The organism is Cupriavidus sp. 8B (assembly GCF_054589115.1).
In genome coordinates this window covers 1-20,782 of sequence record NZ_BAAILO010000020.1, presented here as the reverse complement: position 1 = coordinate 20,782, position 20,782 = coordinate 1, and the positions used below count along the sequence as shown (strand labels likewise).

Sequence of the window (20,782 nt, the reverse complement as noted above, 5' to 3'; positions counted from 1 at the left end):
TCGGCGCGCCGCTAGCGCGGCTGCGGTTGCATGCGCGGCAACTCAGATATGCAGCAGAATTACCGCCGCGCGCATTGCCCATTCATTGCCCATTCATTGCCCATTCATTGCCCATGCGTAGCGCATGCATAGCGCATTCATTGCACATTACCCACGATGGACTATCCTGCCTTGCAGGCGTGCCATTCGTCCGGCGCGTTGCCGCGCTGGCGGCGGGCCGGTCGGCAAGCGCGTCGCGTAGAGCATAGAAGCCGTCTTCCACGGGAGGCCGGCCTCTACCTGTCCACGTCGCGCGCGGCACACGGCCGCGGCGTTGCAGCGGAGAGCCTGCCATGGGGCCAAATCGCGCGTTGCTGCCCGATAGTCTTCACCACCTGCCGCCGGGCTCGCGCGCGCTGCGCGCGTGCAATCCCCATCGATGGCTGGCGCTGACGCTAGGCGTGCGGCGCAGGCAGGCCCTGCCCGACCTGGCGGCGCTGGACCCGCTGCTACCCGCGCAACGCACCTACCTGAGCCATCGCGACCTGGAGGCCAGGTACGGCTCGGACCCTGCCGCGGTGGCGCGCATCGAAGCCTTCGCCCGCGCGCATCGCCTGGTGGTATCGCGCGACGACCGCGCCACGGCCTCGCTGGAGCTGGCGGGCACGGTGGCCGATATCAACGCGGCATTTGGCGTCAGCCTGCTCGACTATGCCCAGCCAGCGCTGGGCACCTTCCACGCGCGCACGCAGGCGGTGTCCGTGCCCGACGATGTGCAGGGCGACATTACCGCCGTGTTCGGCCTGAACAACCATGCCGTGGTGGCACGGCGCCCGCGCGTGGCCGCGGCCCTGCGCGCCAGCCTCGCGCAGCCGCGCCGGCCCTGGTTCATCCCCGGTGAACTGGCGCAGGCCTATCGTTTCCCGGATGCCGACGCCCATGGCCAGTGCATTGCGCTGCTGGAGTTCGGCGGTGGCGTGGAAGACAGCGACTTGACGGCTTACTTCGCGCGGATCGCGGTGCCCAGGCCGGACGTGAGCGTGATCGCGCTGGGTGGCGCCACGGCGGACCCGCAGGCCGACCCGGCCGCCACCGGCGAGGTCATGCTTGATATCGAGATCGCCGGCGCGCTGGGCGGCGGCGCCAGCATCGCGGTGTATTTCTCCACCTTCGACGAAAAGGGCGTGATCGACGCCATCAACGCGGTGATCAACGACACCGTGCACCGTCCCACGGTGGTATCGGTCAGCTGGGGCTGGGACGAGAACCAGCCATTCTCCAACGGCATCCTGTGGTCGCCCGCGGCCATCGCGCATGTCAACCAGAGCCTGCTGGCGGCTGCGCAACTCGGCATCAGCGTATGCGTGGCCACCGGCGACGATGGCGCGGAGGCCCAGTTGAAGGACGGACGCGCCCACGTCAACTTCCCCGCCACCAGCCCCTATGTGCTGGCGGTGGGCGGCACCACGCTGCATGTGGCCAGCGCGGCCGGCGGCGGCACCCACATGACCGAAGTGGTGTGGAACGGCGGCCCCGGCAATGGCACGGGCGGCGGCATCAGCGACATCACGCCGCGCCCCGCCTGGCAGGACGGCATCGTGCCGCCCTCCATCAATCCCGGCCATTTCGCCGGCCGGGGCATACCCGACGTGGCCGCCGATGCCGATCCGCAGACGGGCTACTTTGTGATGTCGGGCGGCCGCTATGGCGTGGTGGGCGGCACCAGCGCGGCTGCACCGCTGTGGGCGGCGCTGCTCGCGCGCGCCAATGCCCTGCTGGGCACGCGGACCGGGAATTTCAATGCGTTGCTGTACCAGAAGTTCGGCCCCGCCGGGGTGCTGCGGGATATCGTGACCGGCAACAACGACACCGAAGGCCTGCTCCGCGGACACTTCGCCGCTGCCGCGGGCTGGGATGCCTGCACTGGCTGGGGCACGCCGGACGGTGCCAGGCTGCTGCAGGCGCTGGGAGGCAAGACATGACCACCGGTTCGCGCGCGACGTTGAAAACCACGGCAAACACCACGGCAGGGAAGACGATGGGCAAGACGACGGGCAAGCCGCGCCCCGCTGCCCGTGGCGGCAACCGCAACCAGCCCTTCTTCGACCCGGTCGCCTACGGCAATGGCCCCGACGATAACGTGATCGATGCCACCGAAAACGGCGCCATCACGCATCACACCATCGTAGTGGGCGGGCAGCGCCTGGCCTATACAGCAACGGCGGGCCACCTGGTGACGGTCGATGCGGGCAGCTCGAAGCCGAACGCCAGGATGTTCTACGTGGCCTTCTCCGTGGACGCGGGCAAGTCCGCGCGCGCGGGCGAGCGTCCGGTGACCTTCTTCTATAACGGCGGCCCGGGCTCATCGTCCGTCTTCGTGCTGCTGGGCTCCTTTGCGCCGAAGCGGATCAAGACCCTGATGCCCAGGTTCACGCCGCCCGGCCAGTACCAGATCGAGGACAACCCGGAAACCCTGCTCGACAAGAGCGACCTGGTCTTTATCAACCCGGTCGGCACCGGCTACTCGTCGGCGCTGGCGCCATACAAGAACGCGGACTTCTGGGGCGTGGACCAGGATGCCCGCTCGATCGCACAGTTCATCAAGCGCTACCTCACCAGTAACCAGCGCTGGGGGTCGCCGAAGTATCTGTTCGGCGAGTCCTACGGCACCGCGCGCAGCTGCGTGCTGGCCTACCTGCTGCACGAGGATGGCGTGGATCTGAACGGCATCACGCTGCAGTCGTCCATCCTGGACTACACCCACTCCGGCAATCCGGTCGGCGCATTGCCCACCGCGGCGGCCGATGCCTGGTACCACAAGCGGCTGGGCGTCAGGCCGGCGCCATCCGACCTGTCGGCCTTTGCCAGCCAGGTCGCGCAGTTCGCGCGCACCGACTACGCGAGCGCCCTCGCGCAATTCCCCAGGGCCAGCCCGGCCACCCTGCGCAGGCTGTCCGAGTACACCGGCATCGAAGCCGCCACGCTGAGCGCCTGGGGCCTGGACGTTGCCGCCTACGACAGCCAGGGCAACTCGCTGTTCCTGCGCACCCTGCTGAAATCGCGCGGCGTGGCGCTGGGCGCTTACGATGGCCGGGTCACCGCCATCGACACCGGCATCGCGGGTAAGATCGATCCCAACTCCGGCGGCAACGACCCGACCATGACCGCCATCGGCGGCGAATACACGGCGATGTGGAACAAGTATCTCAACGAGGACCTGTTGTTTACCTCCAGCTCCGCCTTCACCGACCTGAACGACCAGGCCTTCAAACATTGGGATTTCGGCCATATCGACCCGACCGGCGCGCAGCGCGGGCTGGATGCGCGCGGCAATGTGGTGCTATATACGGGCGGCGACCTGGCCGCCGTGATGGCGCTCAACCCGGACCTGAAGGTACTGTCCGCCAACGGCTACTTCGATTTCGTCACGCCGTTCTACCAGACCGTGATCGACCTGCAGCGCATGCCGCTGGTCAGCCAGGCCGTGCGCAACAACCTGAGCGCACGCTTCTATCCCTCCGGCCACATGGTCTACCTCGACGGCGGCTCGCGCACGGCGCTCAAGCAGGACCTGGCCGTGCTGTACACGCGCACGGCCGCGGACCGACCCGCGATGATGCGGATCCTGGCGTTGCAGGAGCGCACGGTGGCGCGGGCCTGAGCCCTTACGCCGCGCGCGCCAGCACGCTGGCAATGGCGCCGGCCACCTGCGCCACGTTGCGCTCATTGAGCCCCGCCACGCACATCCGCCCCGAGCGCAGCAGGTACACGCCGTGCTCGTTGCGCAGCCGGTCCACCTGATCCGCCGTCAGGCCGGTATAGGTGAACATGCCGCGCTGGGTGAGGTAGCGCGACAGCGCCTCACCGCTCACGTGGGCGGCCAGGCCGTTGTGGATGGCCACGCGCATCTTGGCGATACGCTCGCATTTGCCTGCCAGCTCGCGTTCCCAGATCGTACGCAGGGCCGGCGTGGTCAGCACTCGGGCCACCACCCGGGCGCCGTGCGTGGGCGGGTTGCTGTAGTTGGCGCGCACCGCGCCGGTAAGCTGGCCCAGCACGCGGCCGGTCTCTTCCGCGCTGTCGCAAACCACGCTCAGCCCACCGCAACGCTCGCCGTACAGTGAGAAGTTCTTGGAGAACGAATTCGCCACCAGGCACGGCACACCCTGGGCAACGAGCTCGCGCACCGCGAAGGCATCGTCGTCCAGGCCAGCGCCAAAGCCCTGGTAGGCCATGTCGACAAAGGGCAGCAGCTCCTGCGCCTTGAGCAGGGTGATCAGCTCGCGCCACTGGTCCTGGTCCAGGTCCACGCCGGTGGGGTTGTGGCAGCAGGCGTGCAGCAGCACGATGCTGCGCTTGGGGATGGTCCGCAGCGCGTCCAGCATGGCGCCGAACTTCAGGCCGCCGGTGGCGTCGTCGTAATACGGATAGGTATTCACGGTAAAGCCCGTGCGCTCGAAAATCACCCGGTGGTTTTCCCAGCTTGGGTCGCTGATCCACACCTGGGCATCCGGGAAATACCGCTTGAGGAAGTCGGCGCCCACCCGCAGCGCGCCCGAGCCGCCAAGCGTCTGCACGGTGGCGATGCGATCGCCGGCGCGGGCCTGGCACTGCTCGCCGAAGACCAGCGCCTGCACGGCGTCGCGGTACGGTGCAAACCCGGCCATCGGCAGGTAGGGGCGCGGGCCCATGTCGGCCATCAGCTCGGCTTCGGCTTGCGCCACGGCCTGCATCACCGGCAGCCGGCCTTCGTCGTCGAAGTAGATGCCGATGCTCAGGTTGACCTTATCGGTCCTGGGATCGAGTTGAAAGCTCTCGTTGAGGGAGAGGATCGGGTCGCCCGGATAGGCATCGATGTGTTCGAACATTGGATACTCTGGCTGGATTGCTGGGATGGGTCGGAGCCGGCGGCCAGTGGCCGCCAGGGTCATCATTATGCCGATACGCGCTCGGGCAGGGCTGGTGCGGCGCTCTTCTGCTTTTGCCTGAGGCGGTAGCTCAGGCCCAGTACGGCCAGCCATGCCGGAATCAGGTACACCGAGATGCGCAGGCCGGGCGTGAGGTACATCACGTACAGGATACCCCCCAGGAAGGCCAGGCACACATAGTTTGTCAGCGGATAGCCCAGGCTCTTGAAACGCGTTTCCTGGCCCGCAAGACGCTTGTCGCGGCGGAACTTGAGGTGAATGATGCTGATCATCGCCCAGTTGATGATCAGGGCCGAGACCACCAGCCCCATCAGCAACTCGAAGGCTTCGCCCGGCATGAAGTAGTTGATCGCCACGCAAGCCGCGGTGGCCAGCGCGGAAACGCCGAGCGCGGCCAGCGGGATCCCGCGCTTGTTGACCTTCAGCAGCCCCTTGGGCGCATTGCCCTGCTTGGCCAGGCCGTACAGCATGCGGCTGTTGCAGTACACGCCGCTGTTGTAGACGGACAGCGCGGCGGTCAGCACCACGGCATTCAGTACCGTGGCGACGAGCTCGCTGTTCATCGCGTGGAAGATCAGCACGAACGGGCTGCCGCCGGTGACGACCTTCTCCCACGGGTAAAGCGATAGCAACACGCCCAGTGCGCCAACGTAGAAGATCAGGATGCGATAGATCACCTGGTTGGTGGCCTTGGGAATGGTTTTTTCCGGCTCATCTGCTTCCGCCGCGGTAATGCCCACCAGTTCCAGCCCGCCGAACGAGAACATGATCACCGCCATGGCCATGACCAGGCCGGAGATCCCGTTCGGGAAAAAGCCGCCGTGCTGCCACAGGTTGGACACGCTGGCCTGCGGGCCGGCCGTGCCGGACGCCAGCAGGTAGCCGCCGAACAGGATCATGCCGACGATGGCCAGCACCTTGACGATGGAGAACCAGAACTCCATTTCGCCGAAGGACTTGACGCTGGTCAGGTTGATGGCGTTGATCAGGAGGAAGAACGCCAGCGCGGAAACCCAGGTGGGGATGTGCGGCCACCAGTACTGGACATAGATGCCCACCGCCGAGAGCTCCGCCATGCTGACCAGGATATAGAGCACCCAGTAGTTCCAGCCCGACATGAAGCCCGCGAAGCTGCCGCAGTATTTGTTGGCGAAGTGGCTGAAGGAGCCAGCCACGGGTTCGTCGACCACCATCTCGCCAAGCTGGCGCATGATGAAGAAAGCGATGATGCCGGCCACCGCGTAGCCGAGCAGGACCGAAGGCCCCGCCATCTTGATGGTCTGGGCAATGCCCAGGAACAGCCCGGTGCCAATGGCGCCACCTAGCGCAATCAGCTGGATGTGCCGGTTTTTCAAGCCACGCTTGAGCGTCGCGTCTGTATTGTCGGAAGCGTTGGGAACCATCTTTTGTCTCTCTACCCACTCTTTTGGAATGTCGGCCTGCGCCTCTCGCTTGTCGCGGGCGCTTCGGCTTCGGCCAGGCACCACCGGCGCGCAGTCATGCTGCTGCGCCGGCGGTGTTGATGCGGTCAGTGCCGGGCGTGCCCCGGCTTGCCTTTTGGGCCTAGACCTTGAGCGTGCCGCGCTCGATCTGGTCGCGTTCCAGCGATTCGAACAGCGCCTTGAAGTTGCCTTCGCCGAAGCCTTCGTCGCCCTTGCGCTGGATGAATTCGAAGAACACGGGGCCGAGCGACGCCTTGGAGAAGATCTGCAGCAGCAGGCGCGGCTTGCCGCCTTCCGTGGTGCCGTCGACCAGGATGCCGCGCGCCTTGAGCTGCTCCACCGGCTGGCCGTGGCCGGGCAAGCGCTTCTCCAGGCCGTCGTAGTAGTAGTCGTTGGGCGCCGTCATCAGGGGCACGCCGGCCATCTGCAGGCTGTCGATGACCTCGATCAGGTTGTCCGTCAGGAAGGCGATGTGCTGGATGCCTTCGCCGTTGAAGGCCATCAGGAATTCCTCGATCTGGCCGCTGCCCTTGGATGATTCTTCGTTCAGCGGAATGCGGATCTTGCCGTCCGGCGCGGTCATGGCCTTCGAGGTCAGGCCGGTGTATTCACCCTGTATATCGAAGTAGCGGATTTCGCGGAAGTTGAAGAGCTTTTCGTAGAAATTAGCCCAGTAAGCCATGCGGCCACGGTAGACGTTGTGCGTCAGGTGGTCGATCAGGCGCAGGCCATGGCCCACCGGATGGCGGTCCACGCCTTCGATGAATTCGAAGTCGATGTCGTAGATGGACTTGCCTTCTTCAAAGCGGTCGATCAGGTACAGCGGCGCGCCGCCGATGCCCTTGATGGCCGGCAGGCGCAGCTCCATCGGGCCGGTGGCGAATTCCACCGGCTGCGCGCCGAGCTCCAGCGCGCGGGCATACGCCTTGTGCGAATCCTTCACGCGGAACGCCATGCCGCAGGCGCTGGGGCCGTGCTCGGCGGCAAAGTAGGCTGCCGGGCTGTGCGGCTCGCGGTTGACGATGAAATTGATCTCGCCCTGGCGGTACAGCACCACATCCTTGGAGCGGTGGCGCGCCACCAGCGTGAAGCCCATCTGCTCGAAGATTGGTTCCAGTAGGTTGGGAGTTGGCGAGGCGAATTCCACGAATTCGAAGCCCATCAACTGCATCGGGTTTTCAAACAGATCGGCCATGGTGTGCTCAACGAAAAGTTGGGGGACGAGAGAAATAATATTGCGGCTCCGGCGCGCCGACGCATCGATGCGCAGTGCCAGGCACGTGCGGCGCGGGCTCTCTTTTACCCGTCCGCACTGCTAATCTGGAGTTGAGTGTATATTCCGGGCCGCAAAATAGGATTTCGTAATCCACGCAGGCAAACCCTAGATCATGAGATAAAATTTCATGATTCATGGAATGCAGGAAACGAAAGTGCACAATGATGAGCTAGACCGCATCGACCGGCGCCTGCTGGGGGCTTTGCAGGAAAATGGGCGCGCGTCCAACCTGGAACTGGCCGAGGCCATCCGCCTGTCGCCAGCCCAGACGCTGCGCCGCCACCGGCGGCTGGAAGAGCTCGGCGTGATCAAGCGCTACGAGGCCCGGCTGGACTCAGCCAGCCTGGGTTTCGGCGTGGTGGCCTTTATCCACGTCACGATGGAGCGCGGCCATATCCGGGACCTGTCGAACTTCAAGGGGCTGGTCGCCGAACTGGCGCAGATCCAGGAGTGCTTCTCCGTGACCGGCGATATCGACTATGTGCTGAAGGTGGTGGCGCGCGATCTCAAGTCGCTGTCGGATTTCCTGCTCGACACCCTGATGCGCATCCCGGGCGTGAGCGGCGTAAAGTCCAGCGTCTGCCTGGACGAGATCAAGTGCACCAGCGCGATGCCGCTGGAGGCCTGATCGCATTGCCGGCGCCGGGCGCCTATGCTTGGATGAGATTTCCGGCTCACTCGTCCAGTGACTCCCACCCAGAGAACCAGCGGCCCCGATATCCTGTTTGGCGCCTTCGATCGCCATAACTTCGGCGACCTGCTGTTGCCGCACGTGCTCACGTATCTGCTGCCAGGCCGGCGGCTGCGCTATGCCGGCCTGGCCCGACGCAACCTGCTGCCGTTCGGCGGCCACCAGGTCGGTGCGCTGACGCAGCTCGCGGCGTGCCCGGGCCTGTGCCCGGCAAACATCATCCACGTGGGCGGCGAGATTCTCTGCTGCGACGCCTGGGAGGCGGCCGTGATGCTGCAGCCGCCGGACCAGGCCGCGGCGGTGATCGCACGGTTCGAGGACCGCCCACAGGAACGGCAGGCATGGGCTCGCGGCGTGCTGGGCGTCGAGGCCCGGGCCCCGTACCTGCTGCAGCAGGCGCTGTTCCCCCAGGCGCGGCAAGTGATTTACAACGCCGTCGGCGGCGTCGACCTGGACCGGCGCGACCCGGCCATGCGGGCCGAGGTGCTGGGCAAGCTAAGGGCGGCCGCCCATGTCAGCGTGCGGGATGCGCAGACCAGGCGCATCTTGCAGGCCGACGGCATCGCCGCCAGCCTGGTGCCCGACCCAGCGGTGATGGTGGCAGCACTGTTCGGCAGGCGCATCCGCCATCGAGCCCGCCTGGGTGAACCGGCACGGAGCATCCAGGCGTTCCCGCATGGCTACCTTGCCGTGCAGTTCAGCGCCGACTTCGGCGACGACGAGACGCTGCGCCAGGTCGCCAGCCAGCTCGACCGCGCCGCGCGGGCGACGGGCTATGGCGTGGTGCTGTTTCGCGCCGGCGCCGCGCCCTGGCATGACGACCTGTCCTGCTACCGGCGCCTGGCGCAATGCATGCGAACCCCTGCGCCGCACATCTTTCGTTCCCTCGACATCTGGGACATCTGCGCCGTGATCGCGCATAGCCGCGGCTTTGCCGGCAGCAGCCTCCACGGCCGCATCGTGGCGATGGCATACGCCCTGCCCCGCCTGAACTTCGTCCATCCGGGGCAGGCACCAGCCACCGGCAAGCAGGCCGCGTACGCCGCCACCTGGGAGGCGCCCGGCGCGCCGCGGACGGTAGCGGTACAGGAGCTTGCCGACGGCATTGGCCTGGCGCTGGCATTTGAGCGCGCGCAGAGGGAACAGACGGCGCGCGAGCTCGCGGCGGCATACCGGCGCGGCTTCGTGGCCGTCGACGAACACTGACGCACGGACCGCGCCGACGCATTTACCTATGGCGGGCGCAACTGGCTGGGGCGCTACCCCGGATTGCACAGCGAGCGCATTGACCAGGCTGAAGCCAGCCCGACATTCACCCTTGCGCTGCCGCGAGCGCGCCGATGCGGTCGAGCGCGGCGAGCAGCTTTGGCGTGGGCGGCTGGGCGCAATTGATCCGGACATGATGCGCGTACCGGCTGCCGTCCGGGCAGAACATGGCGCCCGGGCCGATGCTGATGCCCTCGCTCGCCGCCGCCTCGCACAGCGATAGCGCGTTGACGCAGGCAGGCAGCTCCACCCACAGCAAGAAGCCATCGTCAGGTGCGCGCAGTTTCGTCCCCGCTGGCCAGGTGGCCGCGATGCGCGATGAGAACGTGCGCACCGAGTCCTTGATCCGCTGGCCGTATCGCCGCAGATGCCGGTCATAGTCGCCGCTCGAGAACATGTCGGCCAGCGCCGCCTCGAACAACGGCGATCCGGCCAGGCTCGCCTCGACACGCGCCTCCAGCACCGCATCGAAACGGTGTCCCGGCGCGATCCAGCCGACGCGCCATCCCGGCGCCACCGTCTTCGACACCGACGTGCAATACAGGACATTACCGGACTCGTCGAACGCCTTGCAGGCCGGGGCCCTCGGCTTGCCGGCGGAGAGATCGCCGTACACGTCATCCTCGATCAGCGGCACCCCGGCATCGTCAAGCAGCTTCACCAGCGTGCGCTTGGCGGCGATGGACATCGTGAAGCCCAGCGGGTTGTTGGCCGTGGGCACCGACACCACGGCGCTGACCCGATGCCGATGCAGGATCTGCGCCAGCGCCGCCAGGTCCATCCCGGTACGCGGATGGGTGGGCACCTCGATAGCGCGCAGCCCGAGGCTGCGCAGCAGCATCAACGTCCCGAAGTAGCAAGGCGACTCGACCGCGACCACGTCGCCCTCTTTGCAGGTCACCTGCAGGGCCAGCCGCATGGCCTGGCTCTGCCCTTGCGTGAGCACCAGTTGATCGGGTGAGATGTGCAGGCCCCAGCGTGCCGCGCGGCGCGCGATCTGGCGGCGCAGGTCGAGGCGCCCCGGCGGTACGCTGTACGCCAGGCCAGACGCCCCGAGCCTGCGGGTCGCGCCCAGCATGCTGCGCGCCAGCGCCTTGTCCGGCAGCCATGCCGCGCACGGCGACGCGGCCCCCAGCGCAACCAGGTCGGGAGACCGCACCTGGGCGAAGAGCGCATGCACATTGGCGGTCAGCGTCACCGGCCGGGCCGTGGCCCCGGGCTGCGGCGGCAGCGGCTCCGCGGGCTTGTCCGCGGCAACGTAGAAGCCTGACCTTGGCCGGGCCACCACAAGGCCGCTCGCCTCCAGCACCCGCAGCGCGTGTTCCGCCGTTGGCGCGCTGACCTGCTCGTTTTCGGCCAGCCGGCGCACCGACGGCATCCTGGCGCCGGGGGCCAGGTCGCCGCGGCGGATGGCCGCGCGCAGCCGGTTAGCGATCGCCTGGTAGGTCGGGGAGCTGTCCGTCACGTCTCTATCTGTATAGCCATGAAATCTGATAGGTTGACTATACAGATATGTCGTGCCCTCGGCGAGAATCCTGTCTCCGAAGCGGACATTCCCTTCTTTCATCCAATAGGAGATCCCGATGAAGATTGCCATGCTGGCCTACGATGGCTTCACCGACGTCGATCTGTTCCTGCCCTGGGACCTGTTCAACCGCGTCCAGGACCCCGCCTATGTCGGTTACACCAAGCCTTGGTCGGTGCGGATCTGCGCGGACACGCCGCAGGTGACCTCCAACACCGGCATCACCTTCACGCCGCACGGCGGCTTGAGCGAGCTTGCCCTGGCCGATGCGGTGTTCATCGTCAGCGGACCCGGCTCGCGGGCCAAGCTGAAGGATCAGGGCTTCATGGGACAGCTCAAGCTGGATCCGGCCAGGCAGGTGATTGGCGCGATCGACTCGGGTGTGCTGTTTCTCGCCCGCCTGGGGCTGCTCGATGGCCTGAGCGCGACCACCTACCCGGGCGTGTTCGAGGAGCTCGAGGCCATGGGCGTGAGGACCGAGCATCGTCCGCTCGTGGTGCACGGCCAGATCGCCACGGCGGGTGGATGCCTGGCGACGCAGGACCTGGCGGGCTGGATGGTCTCGCGGCTGCTTGGCCAGGACATCGCGCACAGCATGCTGGAGATGATCGCCAAGGTCGAATGATCAACCAGTGATGAACCGAGGCCGTGGGGCTCAGCGTTGACTCGGCGTGGGCTCAGCGTTTGATCACGGACGGACTGGATGGGCTGAAGAAATACGGCGCCACGGCAAGCGCCACTACCACGGCAGCAGTGAGGAAGATCGTCGAATAGGTCTGCGCCACCGGCCAGTGCCGGGTGTCGCCCATGCTGGCGATCATGCCGAATCCCCACGACGTCAGCGCCGAGCCCAGGAACACAAAGGTGTTGAGCACGCCAAGCCCGCGCCCGCGCGAAGACGGCGGCACCAGGCCGCGGCCCTGCGCCATGACCAGCGGATGCAGCATGCCGATGGTCGACAGCAAGGCCATCAGCCCCACGCCGGAGACGATGCCGTGCGTGGGCCAGATGCTCAGCAGGATGGCGCCCGTCATCGCAAAGCAGGACCATCCCGCGATGGTGGTCTTGAGCGAGCTGCGCCGGACCAGCACGGGCAGGAAGAACGCCGTGAGGAATCCGCTCACGCTCAGCAGCGTCAGCGCGATGCCCCGCGCGCCGGAATTCAAGCCATACACGCTGGCCAGATACGGGCCGCTCCATGCGTTGCGGAACGCCGTGCCCGCGGCCATGGCCACGCACATCGGGATCAGGGTCCACAAGGGGACGATGGCCAGCAGTTTCGCGCTCTGCGAGAGCATGGAGCCCAGCGGCACATGGCGCGCCTCGGCGTGGCCATCATCCCGCACGAAGCGCCAGACGCCGTAGCAGGCCACCACCATGCACAGCGCCGCGACGGACATCGCCACCCGCCAGCCGAGCAGATGCATGGCCCATCCGAGCGGCGCCGTGGCGCACAGCGCGCCGATCATGCCGGTGGCATTGGACTGGCTGACGACCCGGGTGTAGTTTTTCTCGGAGAGCTGCTCGGAAGCAAAATGCAGCAGCCCCATGAAGACCGGCGCGCAGGCCAGCCCAAGCCCGGCCTGCGCGAGCATGGCGACGGCACCGTTCGGCGCCAGCGAAAACACGACGGCGGACACCGCGCCTATGGCCAGCAGCAAGGACGTCGGCTTGCCGACGCCATACCGGTCGAACGCAATTCCCACGGGAATCTGCGCGACCGCGAATGCCAGGAAAAATGAGGAAGACAAGGTGCCGAAGCCCGCCGCCGACAAGCCGAAGTCATGCTGGAGTTCCGGCGCCATTACCGCCAGGCAGCTGCGATAGAACTGGCTCAGCGCGAACGCGAAGGTCAGCAGGACGATGCCCCGACGTGCGCGCCGCGCCAGGGTCTCGGCGTCAGGCATCGAGGTGAGCTCGCGATTGCGCGCAGCGCTGGCCGGATTGTTCAACTTGAGGTCTCTTCACTTAGTAGGGCTGCCTTTTGCCAGGCTTGGCCCGAAGCGCGCCGGAGCCTGCGGGATGCAGGACCGATATTCTACGCCCCTCCCGCTGGCCTGCTCCGGACAACCGCTCGCCCGCGCTATGCCCCGGCGGTAAACAGTGCCAATGAGGCAATGATCGCGATCAGGAGGATAGGGAACGCCCAATACTGCATGGGGATCCAGAACAGCGTATGGCGCTTGCGAAGCTCCACGGTTTCCTGCGTGTTGGGATCGACCAGCGTGCGGCCCGGACGGGAATTGAGGCGCTTGCCGAGATAGAAAACAGCCGCGGCAGACAGGATCAGCGATAGAACGATGGTCGCGATGTTGGAGAGATTCGCCAGCGAGCCCAGCAGGCTCATAACAAGCAGGACGGCAAGGGGCACGAGGACAACGAGAAAACCTAAACCTTGCCAGATCAGAAACATGGAAAACTCCCGGGTATGGATATCAAGCGGATAAAAAGACGAATGCCGTTCTGTCAAACCTACTCAAATCTGCCTAAACAGATCCAAAGCTGACTTCCTACTTCGTTGAGGCTGGTTTCGTCCCAGAGTTACCACCGGGACCAGAGCCGTCCTCTCCATAGGCTGACACCGTGGAACTCACGGCGAAACTACGCAAGTTGATCGCGGCGTTCACGTCGCGGTCATGAGGGGTGCCGCAACTCGGGCACGTCCACGCCCGGACCGACAGCGGCAGCGCATCCATCTTGTATCCGCAGCATGAACACATCTTGCTGCTGGCGAACCAACGGTCCGCCACCACCACCATGCCACCCCGCATCGCCGCCTTGTACTCCAATTGCCGGCGGAATTCGAAGAAGCCCATGTCGGCCACCGAGCGCGCCAGATGCCGGTTCTTCATCATCCCACGCACATTCAGGTCTTCGATGCCAATGGTATGGAACCGGCGGGCCAGGTCGCTGGTGAGCTTGTGCAAGGCATCGGAACGAAGACAGGAGATCCGCGCATGCAGGCGGGCGAGCTTGGCTTTGGCCCTCTTGCGGTTGGCCGAGCCTTTCTGCTTGCGGCTCAGGCTACGCGATAAGCGCCGGAGGCGGCCCAGCAGCGCCTTGTGCGGCTTCGGGCCCGGTATCGGAGGTTCTCCCGTCGAGAGCGTTGCCAGTGCCGAGACGCCCAGATCCACACCGACCGCGCCTTGGTTTTCGGCTTTGGGCAGATGGGAATCGTCCTGGGTCTCGACGGTAACACTGACAAACCAGCGGTCGGCCACACGGGAGACCGTGGCCGACAGGATCTTGCCAACGAAGCGCAACGTCTCGCGCATCCGCACCCAGCCAAGATTGGGGATGCGGATGCGCGAACCGTCGACACTGAACTGGTCGTTGGTGAGCGTGAAGCGGTCGTGCACGCCTTTCCTGCGGAACTGCGGGTAGCGGGCGCGGCCGGCAAAGAAGTTCTTGAAGGCATCGCCCAGCTGCATGATCGCCATCTGCGGCGCGTTCTTGGTGACTGCCAGCATCCAGGGAAACTGCTCGCGCTTCACTGCATTGAGCTGGCGGCGCAACGCGGCTTGCGATGGTTTCGGCCGGGTGGAATCAGCTTTGTGCGCCTCGTACTGTCGTTTCCATTCAGCCAGCGCCCAGTTATAGGCGAAGCGTGCCACGCCAGACGCCCGGGCGAAGTAGGTCGCCTGCACGTTGTTCGGCGCAAGCGCGATCTTGTGAGCAATCAGCATTGCGCAGCCTCGACGGTGTGGCGCACGCTGTCCAAGAGCTTTTGATTCTTGCGTGACCGGCTGCCGTACAGGCGAGCGCTAAACACCGTGATGATCTCCAGGACGTTCCTGGCCAGGTCTTCCTCGAAGGTCGTGTCCTGGCCCTGATTGAGAATAATGACCTCCACTTGCTTCGCCTCGCAAATCGCAAATCGCAAACACCAATTCGGCGCCGAACCGCAACAGCCGGTCCTTGTGCGTGATGACAAGCCGGCCGACTTGGCCTCCGATCACCGCGCTGAGCAAACGCTTGAGCCCCTTGTTCTGATAGTTCATGCCTGAGCCCAGGTCCGCGACAACCTCGAACTTCCAAGCCTGCTGAGCGCAATATCACTCCAGCACCTGCTTCTGGCGCTCAAGGTCGTCCCTCTGATCGTGGCTCGATACACGAGCATATGCCACGGTCCTTCGCTCCATGGAATCGGGCGCAAGGTACAGATCGGGACGCAGCTTCGCCAGATCATGGCGTCGATGACCGCCTGCCGTATACGCAGCAATCAGTTTCCCGTTGGCCTCCCAGCGACGCAACGTCGCCACTGACACACCCAGTGCTCCAGCCGCTTCGCCTATGCTCACAAATCTTTCCATTCTGCACAGACTTGCTTAGGTTTGATTAGGTTCCGATCAATTTGTTATAGCCCTACCCGCCCGAACACGCCAGCGTGACGATGACCGCCACGCTCACGGCCGTTCAGTCGGCCACGCATCTGATCCAGCGCCTTTATGGCGTCGGGCCCATGACGGCCGAACAAGCGGAGCAGCACGCGGAACAGGTCATCGACGTGTTGCTCAACGGCATGCTTGCGCGCCCTGCCAGCCGCCGGCGGACGGCTGGCGCCATGTAGTTTCTAGCGAGCGGCAACGCCTCGTTCGATATATCGCGCCAGTTCGTCGGCGCGCACGCCGATATACGGCCTGGCGCGCGCCTTCATGCTCATGTCGCAGTTGCCTGCCCTGGCGGCGCCTTGCATGACATGGCTGATCGCGTCCGCCGTTTCCGGGCTGATGACCTTGCCGGCGTTGCCCAGCTGCCATGACAGCACATCCGCCACCGCCATGCCGCAGCGCTGCGGGTCGCGGTACAGCGCGGCGTCGTGTTCCAGCAGCATCTTCACCTTGGCTTGCTGGCCCAACTGCATCATGATCACCAGCGGCAGCGCGTCGTTCTGGTCCACGCTGTTGATGCGCAAGCCGCCGTCGCTGCGGTCGGTCTGGTCGGCACCCGCCTTGAGCCACGCCAGGTACAGGTCATCCGGCAGCCACGGCACGCTCAACGGCGCGATCGCGTTGTCCTTCATGCCTTGCACGCTGTTCTGGTATTTGAGGCTGACGCCGGCGGCGACCAGGCGCTCGGCCGCGGCACGGGCGCTCGCGCGCAGGCCGTTCCACGCGGCGCTGTCCTTGCTGGCGTCCGCGCGCGCCTCCAGGTAGCTCCACGCGCGCAGCAGGGCTGACAGGGGCTCGCTGGTCAGCGGCGCCGCCGGCTGGCGCGAGGCCTGCACCAGCCGGTCCACCAGCGCGGGCTGAAAATAGGGGGCCGAGAGGCTCAGCGCCGCGTCCAGGCCGTTGCGCGCCACGGCGTCCTTGCCGCCATAGCCGCCCACCGAAGAGTCCGCGCCACGATCCAGCACAAAGGCCACGCGCTCCGGGATGGCAAGGGCCACGCCCGGCTTCAGCTCGCTGGTCGACTCGCGCAGTGCTTCGAGCAGCGGGGTTTCCCACATGACGCGGTTGCCGTAGCCGTTCCAGATGTAGGCCGCATTGATGTCGGCGCCCTTGGCCAGCAGCTGATCCGCAAACCAGCGCGTGCGGAAGTTGCTGATGGCGGCGTGCAGCACGGTGCGGCCCTTTTTGTCATGCGTGTTCGGATCGGCGCCGTGGGACAGCAGGTACTCCGGCGTGTCGCGATCTTCCCCGTAGTAGGACGTGCGCGTGATCAGCAAGGGCGTGCCGTTGAGGTCGGGCGCCTCGAGCGCGGCGCCGGCCGCCAGCAGGATGTCCGCGATGGCGTAGCGCTGCGCCAATGGCCGCTTGTCGCGCCCGTCCGGCATGGCCGAAGCCATCAAGGCCGAGCCCCGGTTCGGCCCGTCCACCTTGGCGCCGTCGGCCAGCAAGGCGCGCACGATCTCCACCTGCTGGTAGTACACCGCCACGCTCAGCGCGGACACGCCATGCTCGTTGACCCCGTTCGGATCCTGGCCGCGCGCCAGCTGCAGGCGCACCGCCTGCAGGTTGCCGGCCTTGATCGCCGGGAAGATCTCCAGGCGCGGCCGGCAGGTGGCGGGGGTCAGTTGTTTCTCGTCCAGCGCGGTGCCGATGCGGGCCGCCACGTTGGACGGGATGGCATTGTTGGACACCAACCGCAGGCTGCAGTACTGGCGGTAGTCCTCGCGCGCCAGCGCCAGGTAGTAGTCGCGCTTTTCCGGGTTGCGCTCGCGCTCGCGTTGCTGCCAGCGCGCGTCCGCGCGGTTCAGGTAGGCCGCGACGCGCGACGGGTCCCGGCGCAGCACCTCCCCCAGGATCAGGTCGGCCTGGGCGGCATCGCCAGCCTCGGCCAGCCAGAATCCATAATCGTTCAGGGCGACCAGCGTGTCGGGGTATTCGCCCCTGGGATCGATCTCTCGATAGTCCTGCTCCATGACGAAGGTGCGCAACTGCGCCAGCGCGCGGGCGAATTCCGCGGTCTTCGCGCGGGGGATGGCGCGCGCCGCCTGGTGCAGCGTGCGGAAGGCCGCCAGCGTGTCGACCGGCGGGCGCTGCACGAAGCGCAGGTCGGCCGGCATGCCTGTCAGGCGGCTGGGATAGCGCACCAGGGCTTTGCGCAACGTGGCCATGGCCTGGGCCTGGCGTGCCGCGTCCCAGGGGCGCGTGCTGGTCACCGTCGCGGTGCTGGCGTCGGCGCGCACCGTGATGGCTTCGCCGGCGGCGTCCACCAGGTAGCCGTTCACCTGCTTGCCGTCGACATCGTTGTGGGTATAGGCCACCCAGTAGAAGATCTCGTCGCCCCGGGGCGTGGTGACGGACACGTTTTCCTCATGCGACGCCCGCCATGTGCCCGGGTCGATCACCAATGGCGGCGAGCGGAACGCCAGCGTGGACGTGCTGCCTTCGCGCACGTAGCGGTAGAAGAACAAGCGGTTTTCGACCTGGCCGACCAGCAGCGCATCGCGCGCGTTCTCGGTGCCCCACACGCGGCGCTCCGGCGCGTTCAGGGCATAGCGGCTAAGGCGCATGGCTTCGATGACCTCGCCGATGTCGTAGGCGAGCGCGAGGCGCGGCGTGCCGGCGAGGCAGGCCAGCGCCAGCGCCGCGGCGCCGAGCAAGCGGGAAAAACGGGGAACGTGGGGAACGTGGCGGACTTCGGATTGAGCGGTGGCAGGAATGCGGGACATCCGGGACGGAAAGAGTGACAGGCGGCCCCGATGATACTCCGCTCACCCGTCAATGCCACGCTTAATCCACTTTTTGCGCGGCAGTCCGCATTGCAAGGTTAAGCCGCGTCCTTCCGCATGAACACGGGACAGCGCGTCGATGTCGATGCCGTGATGGCTCTCCGGCGGGTACAGCGGCTTCTGGTAGGCGTCCAGTTCGTCGATCAGGCGGATGACCTCTGCCTGCCTGGGGCTTTCAAACGCAATGCGCATGTTTCGTAGCGTTGGTGCGAAAGCATGAGATTTTATTCCCGCAACGGATCGTACGGTAATACCTGCTCGAGCTCGTCCGGCTGGTTGCGCGCAACGATAGCTTTGGCGGGCGTCGTCGCACTCAGGTTGAACGGCTGGTGCGGCACGCCCGGCGGAATGAAGAGGAAGTCGCCGGCCTCGGAGATGACCGACTGGCGCAGCCCGGGCCCGTAGCGGGTCTCGACACGCCCCTCCAGCACGTAGATGCCCGTCTCGTAGCCGCAATGCACGTGCGGTTCGGCGTGGCCGCCTGGCGGCACGACGACGATGTACATCGACAAACCCTTGGCACCCGCGCTAAGCGCGGAAATGCCGACGAAGTAGGGCAAACGCTGGCTGGTAGCAATCTCCCGGTCGGGGCGCACCGGGACCAGGGTTGCTTCCGCACTGGATGAAGGGTCCGGCATGCGCGCTCCTCTTCGGTTCCCGACGAGGAATTCTACGCCGGAACACCGGCAGGGAGAGCGCTAGCGGCCTCTCGCCCTGCCCGTGCAGCCAGCGGCAACAAAGCCACTCAGTAATGGCGCGCTGGCGTATCCACCTTCTGGTGCGCGTCCGCATCGAGCGACTTTTCCGCGTCGTCTCCCGAAAGCCCCTTGTAGTAAAGGTGCACCCCGATCGCCAGCGAGTCGTGGCGAATCTCCTGGAACGCCTTCCATGCCTTGGCGGGGTCCTTGAAGATCAGGTAGTGCGCTTCCTGCGAGACCAGCGTGGCCACCTCGTGCAGGCCGTGGCCGTGCAGCGTGCTGACCAGTGTGTCGAGGCTTTTGTGCGTGCGCGCGTCGGTGCGGGGGTACAGCATGTGCAGCACGGCCACGCGCTGGTCAGCCACCAGCGCCGACAAGGCGACGACGATCTCCTGGTGGTTGAGCGCGGTGACGACGCTGTCGGCGGCGCCTTGTTGCTTCGGGAACAGTGCTTCGATCGTGGAACTCATGGGTTCACTTCCTTTCCTGCTGACTTGGGTGAAGGCGCACCGGGATGCGCCTGGGCACAAGGCTCCGCCAACAACATGAAATCCGGCTTCTCCGATGGCAGAGCGCGACATGATCACTGGACACCCTCGGCTTAACGCAGCGCCCGGCGGTTTCGCCGACATCCAGTGCGGCATGGCGATGCATGAATTTACTCCTGTCCGCGGATCAGGGGAAACCCTGAGATAGACCGATACACTTTCCTGCCCGCCAGACAATGCCGTGTGGACCGCGCCAGCACTGGATGTGGCGCCTCAGTTTCTTTTGGCGCAATGCGTCAATCCGGATTTCGCAACGGCCGGCGATCACGCCGTGGCGTCGAATGCCGCGTGATAGCGCACGGCGCCCGCGGCCCGGCTGCCTTGGAATGACGAGGACTGGAAGTATTCGGCGGGCACGCCGGCGAGCACCAGTTCCGGCTTTGCCACAAAGCCGAAGCGCCCATAGAAGGCAGGATCGCCGAGCACCACGCAGCCGGCAGCATCCAGGCCGCGCAGCGCCGAGAGCGCAACATGACCCACCATGCCGGCGCCGTCCCACGCCACCAGCGAAACCGAAAGCTGCCCGGCGCGGCGCAGGGCGTTCACGATGAAGTGTTCGGTATGGCTGGTGTGGGGCGCATTCCGGAAGGCTGCGGCCGTCAGGCGTTCGATCGCGGCGACGTCGGCAGGGGTTTCCGGGCGGATTGTCAGTGGCACGGGGTCGTCGGGTTGATCACGCTCGCATCCGCCCTTTCGTGTCATCGTCGACGATCGCGCGGATCGTCCTGAAAAGCACGATCAGGTCGTCCCTCTCCTGCTGGCTCTTGTCCTGGCCCGCGCTTTGAATCGACGGCCGGGATGTCACCGTGAAGGGCCTCACCCAGATCGTGAATCACGCAGAGCTTCAGGCTGAGTTCGCAGCCACGAGCGGCCATTCCACTTGATTGCTACGCGGACGTTTGAAGGTCGGCTCCACGCTGACAACGGACGGTTGACTCTCCACGTTGCAAGAATTGACGTCGACGACATAGTCACTATCGGATCTTGATGACAACCTTACCCTTTGCACGTCCTGTTTCGACGTAAGCCAAAGCCTCTTTGGTTGACTCGAACGGGAAAACCCGATCGATCACGGGCCTTATCGCGCCTGCATCGATGAGCGTGGCGATCTGGCCTAGTTGGTCTGCGTTGGCACGCATGAAAACAAATGAATAACGGCTCTTTTGAAAAATGAGTGGGTTATGCGGCATGCGGGTTGATCGCGGAGAAGTCGAGCTTTCCGGCGATCAGGAAGATCACGGTGCGCATGGTG

General features: G+C 65.7%; 19 protein-coding genes and 2 pseudogenes. 6 read left to right on the top strand and 15 right to left on the bottom strand.

The window, feature by feature from the left end:
• The first annotated feature begins 332 nt into the window (after positions 1–332).
• Both ACYP5B_RS01815 and ACYP5B_RS01810 read left to right on the top strand, forming a co-directional pair.
• On the top strand, positions 333–1,961 hold the full coding sequence (locus tag ACYP5B_RS01815; protein ID WP_400102498.1) for a S53 family peptidase: 1,629 nt from the start codon (positions 333–335) through the stop codon (positions 1,959–1,961).
• A 56-nt stretch (positions 1,962–2,017) separates the two neighbouring features.
• Positions 2,018–3,640 carry a S10 family peptidase gene (locus ACYP5B_RS01810; RefSeq protein ID WP_459568348.1) on the top strand — a complete coding sequence of 541 codons (1,623 nt, stop codon included), beginning with the start codon at positions 2,018–2,020 and terminating at the stop codon, positions 3,638–3,640.
• A gap of 4 nt (positions 3,641–3,644) precedes the next feature.
• Here the strand turns inward: ACYP5B_RS01810 and ACYP5B_RS01805 are convergent, their stop codons facing one another.
• The 3 genes from ACYP5B_RS01805 to hppD all read right to left on the bottom strand — a co-directional run bounded on the left by ACYP5B_RS01805 (position 3,645) and on the right by hppD (position 7,544).
• Positions 3,645–4,847 carry an amino acid aminotransferase gene (locus tag ACYP5B_RS01805; RefSeq protein WP_318232564.1) on the bottom strand — a complete coding sequence of 401 codons (1,203 nt, stop codon included), beginning with the start codon at positions 4,845–4,847 and terminating at the stop codon, positions 3,645–3,647.
• Positions 4,848–4,912: 65 nt separating this feature from the next.
• Entirely contained in the window at positions 4,913–6,310 is a 1,398-nt protein-coding gene (locus tag ACYP5B_RS01800) for an amino acid permease (RefSeq protein WP_400102500.1), read from the bottom strand.
• A 160-nt stretch (positions 6,311–6,470) separates the two neighbouring features.
• Entirely contained in the window at positions 6,471–7,544 is a 1,074-nt protein-coding gene (gene hppD / locus ACYP5B_RS01795; RefSeq protein WP_400102501.1) for a 4-hydroxyphenylpyruvate dioxygenase, read from the bottom strand.
• Positions 7,545–7,764: 220 nt separating this feature from the next.
• Between hppD and ACYP5B_RS01790 the strand changes: the two genes are divergently transcribed.
• Both ACYP5B_RS01790 and ACYP5B_RS01785 read left to right on the top strand, forming a co-directional pair.
• Positions 7,765–8,253 (top strand): Lrp/AsnC family transcriptional regulator, encoded by a 489-nt coding sequence (locus ACYP5B_RS01790; protein ID WP_400102502.1) that lies wholly within the window; start codon positions 7,765–7,767, stop codon positions 8,251–8,253.
• 57 nt (positions 8,254–8,310) lie between these two features.
• Positions 8,311–9,522: a polysaccharide pyruvyl transferase family protein gene (locus ACYP5B_RS01785; RefSeq protein WP_459568321.1), complete on the top strand. Its 1,212-nt coding sequence runs from the start codon at positions 8,311–8,313 to the stop codon at positions 9,520–9,522.
• Positions 9,523–9,628: 106 nt separating this feature from the next.
• On the opposite strand, the gene ACYP5B_RS01780 is transcribed toward ACYP5B_RS01785, so the two are convergent.
• Complete coding sequence (locus ACYP5B_RS01780; protein ID WP_400102504.1) at positions 9,629–11,047, bottom strand: aminotransferase-like domain-containing protein; 1,419 nt, start codon at positions 11,045–11,047, stop codon at positions 9,629–9,631.
• A gap of 118 nt (positions 11,048–11,165) precedes the next feature.
• Between ACYP5B_RS01780 and ACYP5B_RS01775 the strand changes: the two genes are divergently transcribed.
• Positions 11,166–11,732: a DJ-1/PfpI family protein gene (locus tag ACYP5B_RS01775; RefSeq protein ID WP_459568320.1), complete on the top strand. Its 567-nt coding sequence runs from the start codon at positions 11,166–11,168 to the stop codon at positions 11,730–11,732.
• Positions 11,733–11,784: 52 nt separating this feature from the next.
• On the opposite strand, the gene ACYP5B_RS01770 is transcribed toward ACYP5B_RS01775, so the two are convergent.
• From ACYP5B_RS01770 to ACYP5B_RS01755, 4 genes and pseudogenes are all read right to left on the bottom strand, one after another.
• On the bottom strand, positions 11,785–13,014 hold the full coding sequence (locus ACYP5B_RS01770) for an MFS transporter (protein WP_459568347.1): 1,230 nt from the start codon (positions 13,012–13,014) through the stop codon (positions 11,785–11,787).
• A 176-nt stretch (positions 13,015–13,190) separates the two neighbouring features.
• Positions 13,191–13,520 (bottom strand): hypothetical protein, encoded by a 330-nt coding sequence (locus tag ACYP5B_RS01765; RefSeq protein WP_400102506.1) that lies wholly within the window; start codon positions 13,518–13,520, stop codon positions 13,191–13,193.
• A gap of 97 nt (positions 13,521–13,617) precedes the next feature.
• A complete protein-coding gene (locus ACYP5B_RS01760) occupies positions 13,618–14,793 on the bottom strand; it encodes an RNA-guided endonuclease InsQ/TnpB family protein (RefSeq protein ID WP_459568319.1) in 1,176 nt (391 codons plus the stop codon).
• A pseudogene (locus tag ACYP5B_RS01755) lies at positions 14,787–15,420 on the bottom strand (IS607 family transposase). Before ACYP5B_RS01755 ends, ACYP5B_RS01760 begins: the two are co-directional and overlap by 7 nt.
• A gap of 80 nt (positions 15,421–15,500) precedes the next feature.
• Here ACYP5B_RS01755 and ACYP5B_RS01750 point away from each other — a divergent pair.
• Positions 15,501–15,677: a hypothetical protein gene (locus ACYP5B_RS01750; RefSeq protein WP_459568318.1), complete on the top strand. Its 177-nt coding sequence runs from the start codon at positions 15,501–15,503 to the stop codon at positions 15,675–15,677.
• 3 nt (positions 15,678–15,680) lie between these two features.
• Here ACYP5B_RS01750 and ACYP5B_RS01745 read toward each other — a convergent pair whose 3' ends face one another.
• The 7 genes and pseudogenes from ACYP5B_RS01745 to ACYP5B_RS01715 all read right to left on the bottom strand — a co-directional run.
• Positions 15,681–18,224, bottom strand: coding sequence for an ankyrin repeat domain-containing protein (locus ACYP5B_RS01745; protein ID WP_459568317.1), 2,544 nt, complete (start codon positions 18,222–18,224; stop codon positions 15,681–15,683).
• A gap of 42 nt (positions 18,225–18,266) precedes the next feature.
• Entirely contained in the window at positions 18,267–18,476 is a 210-nt protein-coding gene (locus ACYP5B_RS01740; RefSeq protein WP_459568316.1) for a hypothetical protein, read from the bottom strand.
• Positions 18,477–18,508: 32 nt separating this feature from the next.
• A complete protein-coding gene (locus ACYP5B_RS01735; protein ID WP_400100698.1) occupies positions 18,509–18,922 on the bottom strand; it encodes a cupin domain-containing protein in 414 nt (137 codons plus the stop codon).
• A gap of 107 nt (positions 18,923–19,029) precedes the next feature.
• The gene (locus ACYP5B_RS01730) at positions 19,030–19,452 is read right to left on the bottom strand and encodes a hypothetical protein (protein ID WP_459568315.1); all 423 of its coding nucleotides are present in this window, start codon (positions 19,450–19,452) and stop codon (positions 19,030–19,032) included.
• Positions 19,453–19,794: 342 nt separating this feature from the next.
• Complete coding sequence (locus tag ACYP5B_RS01725; RefSeq protein ID WP_459568314.1) at positions 19,795–20,187, bottom strand: GNAT family N-acetyltransferase; 393 nt, start codon at positions 20,185–20,187, stop codon at positions 19,795–19,797.
• A 41-nt stretch (positions 20,188–20,228) separates the two neighbouring features.
• Positions 20,229–20,405, bottom strand: coding sequence for an HD domain-containing protein (locus ACYP5B_RS01720; protein WP_400100692.1), 177 nt, complete (start codon positions 20,403–20,405; stop codon positions 20,229–20,231).
• 99 nt (positions 20,406–20,504) lie between these two features.
• Positions 20,505–20,684, bottom strand: a pseudogene (locus ACYP5B_RS01715) (zinc-binding dehydrogenase); the annotation flags it as partial.
• Between the last annotated feature and the right edge of the window lie 98 nt (positions 20,685–20,782).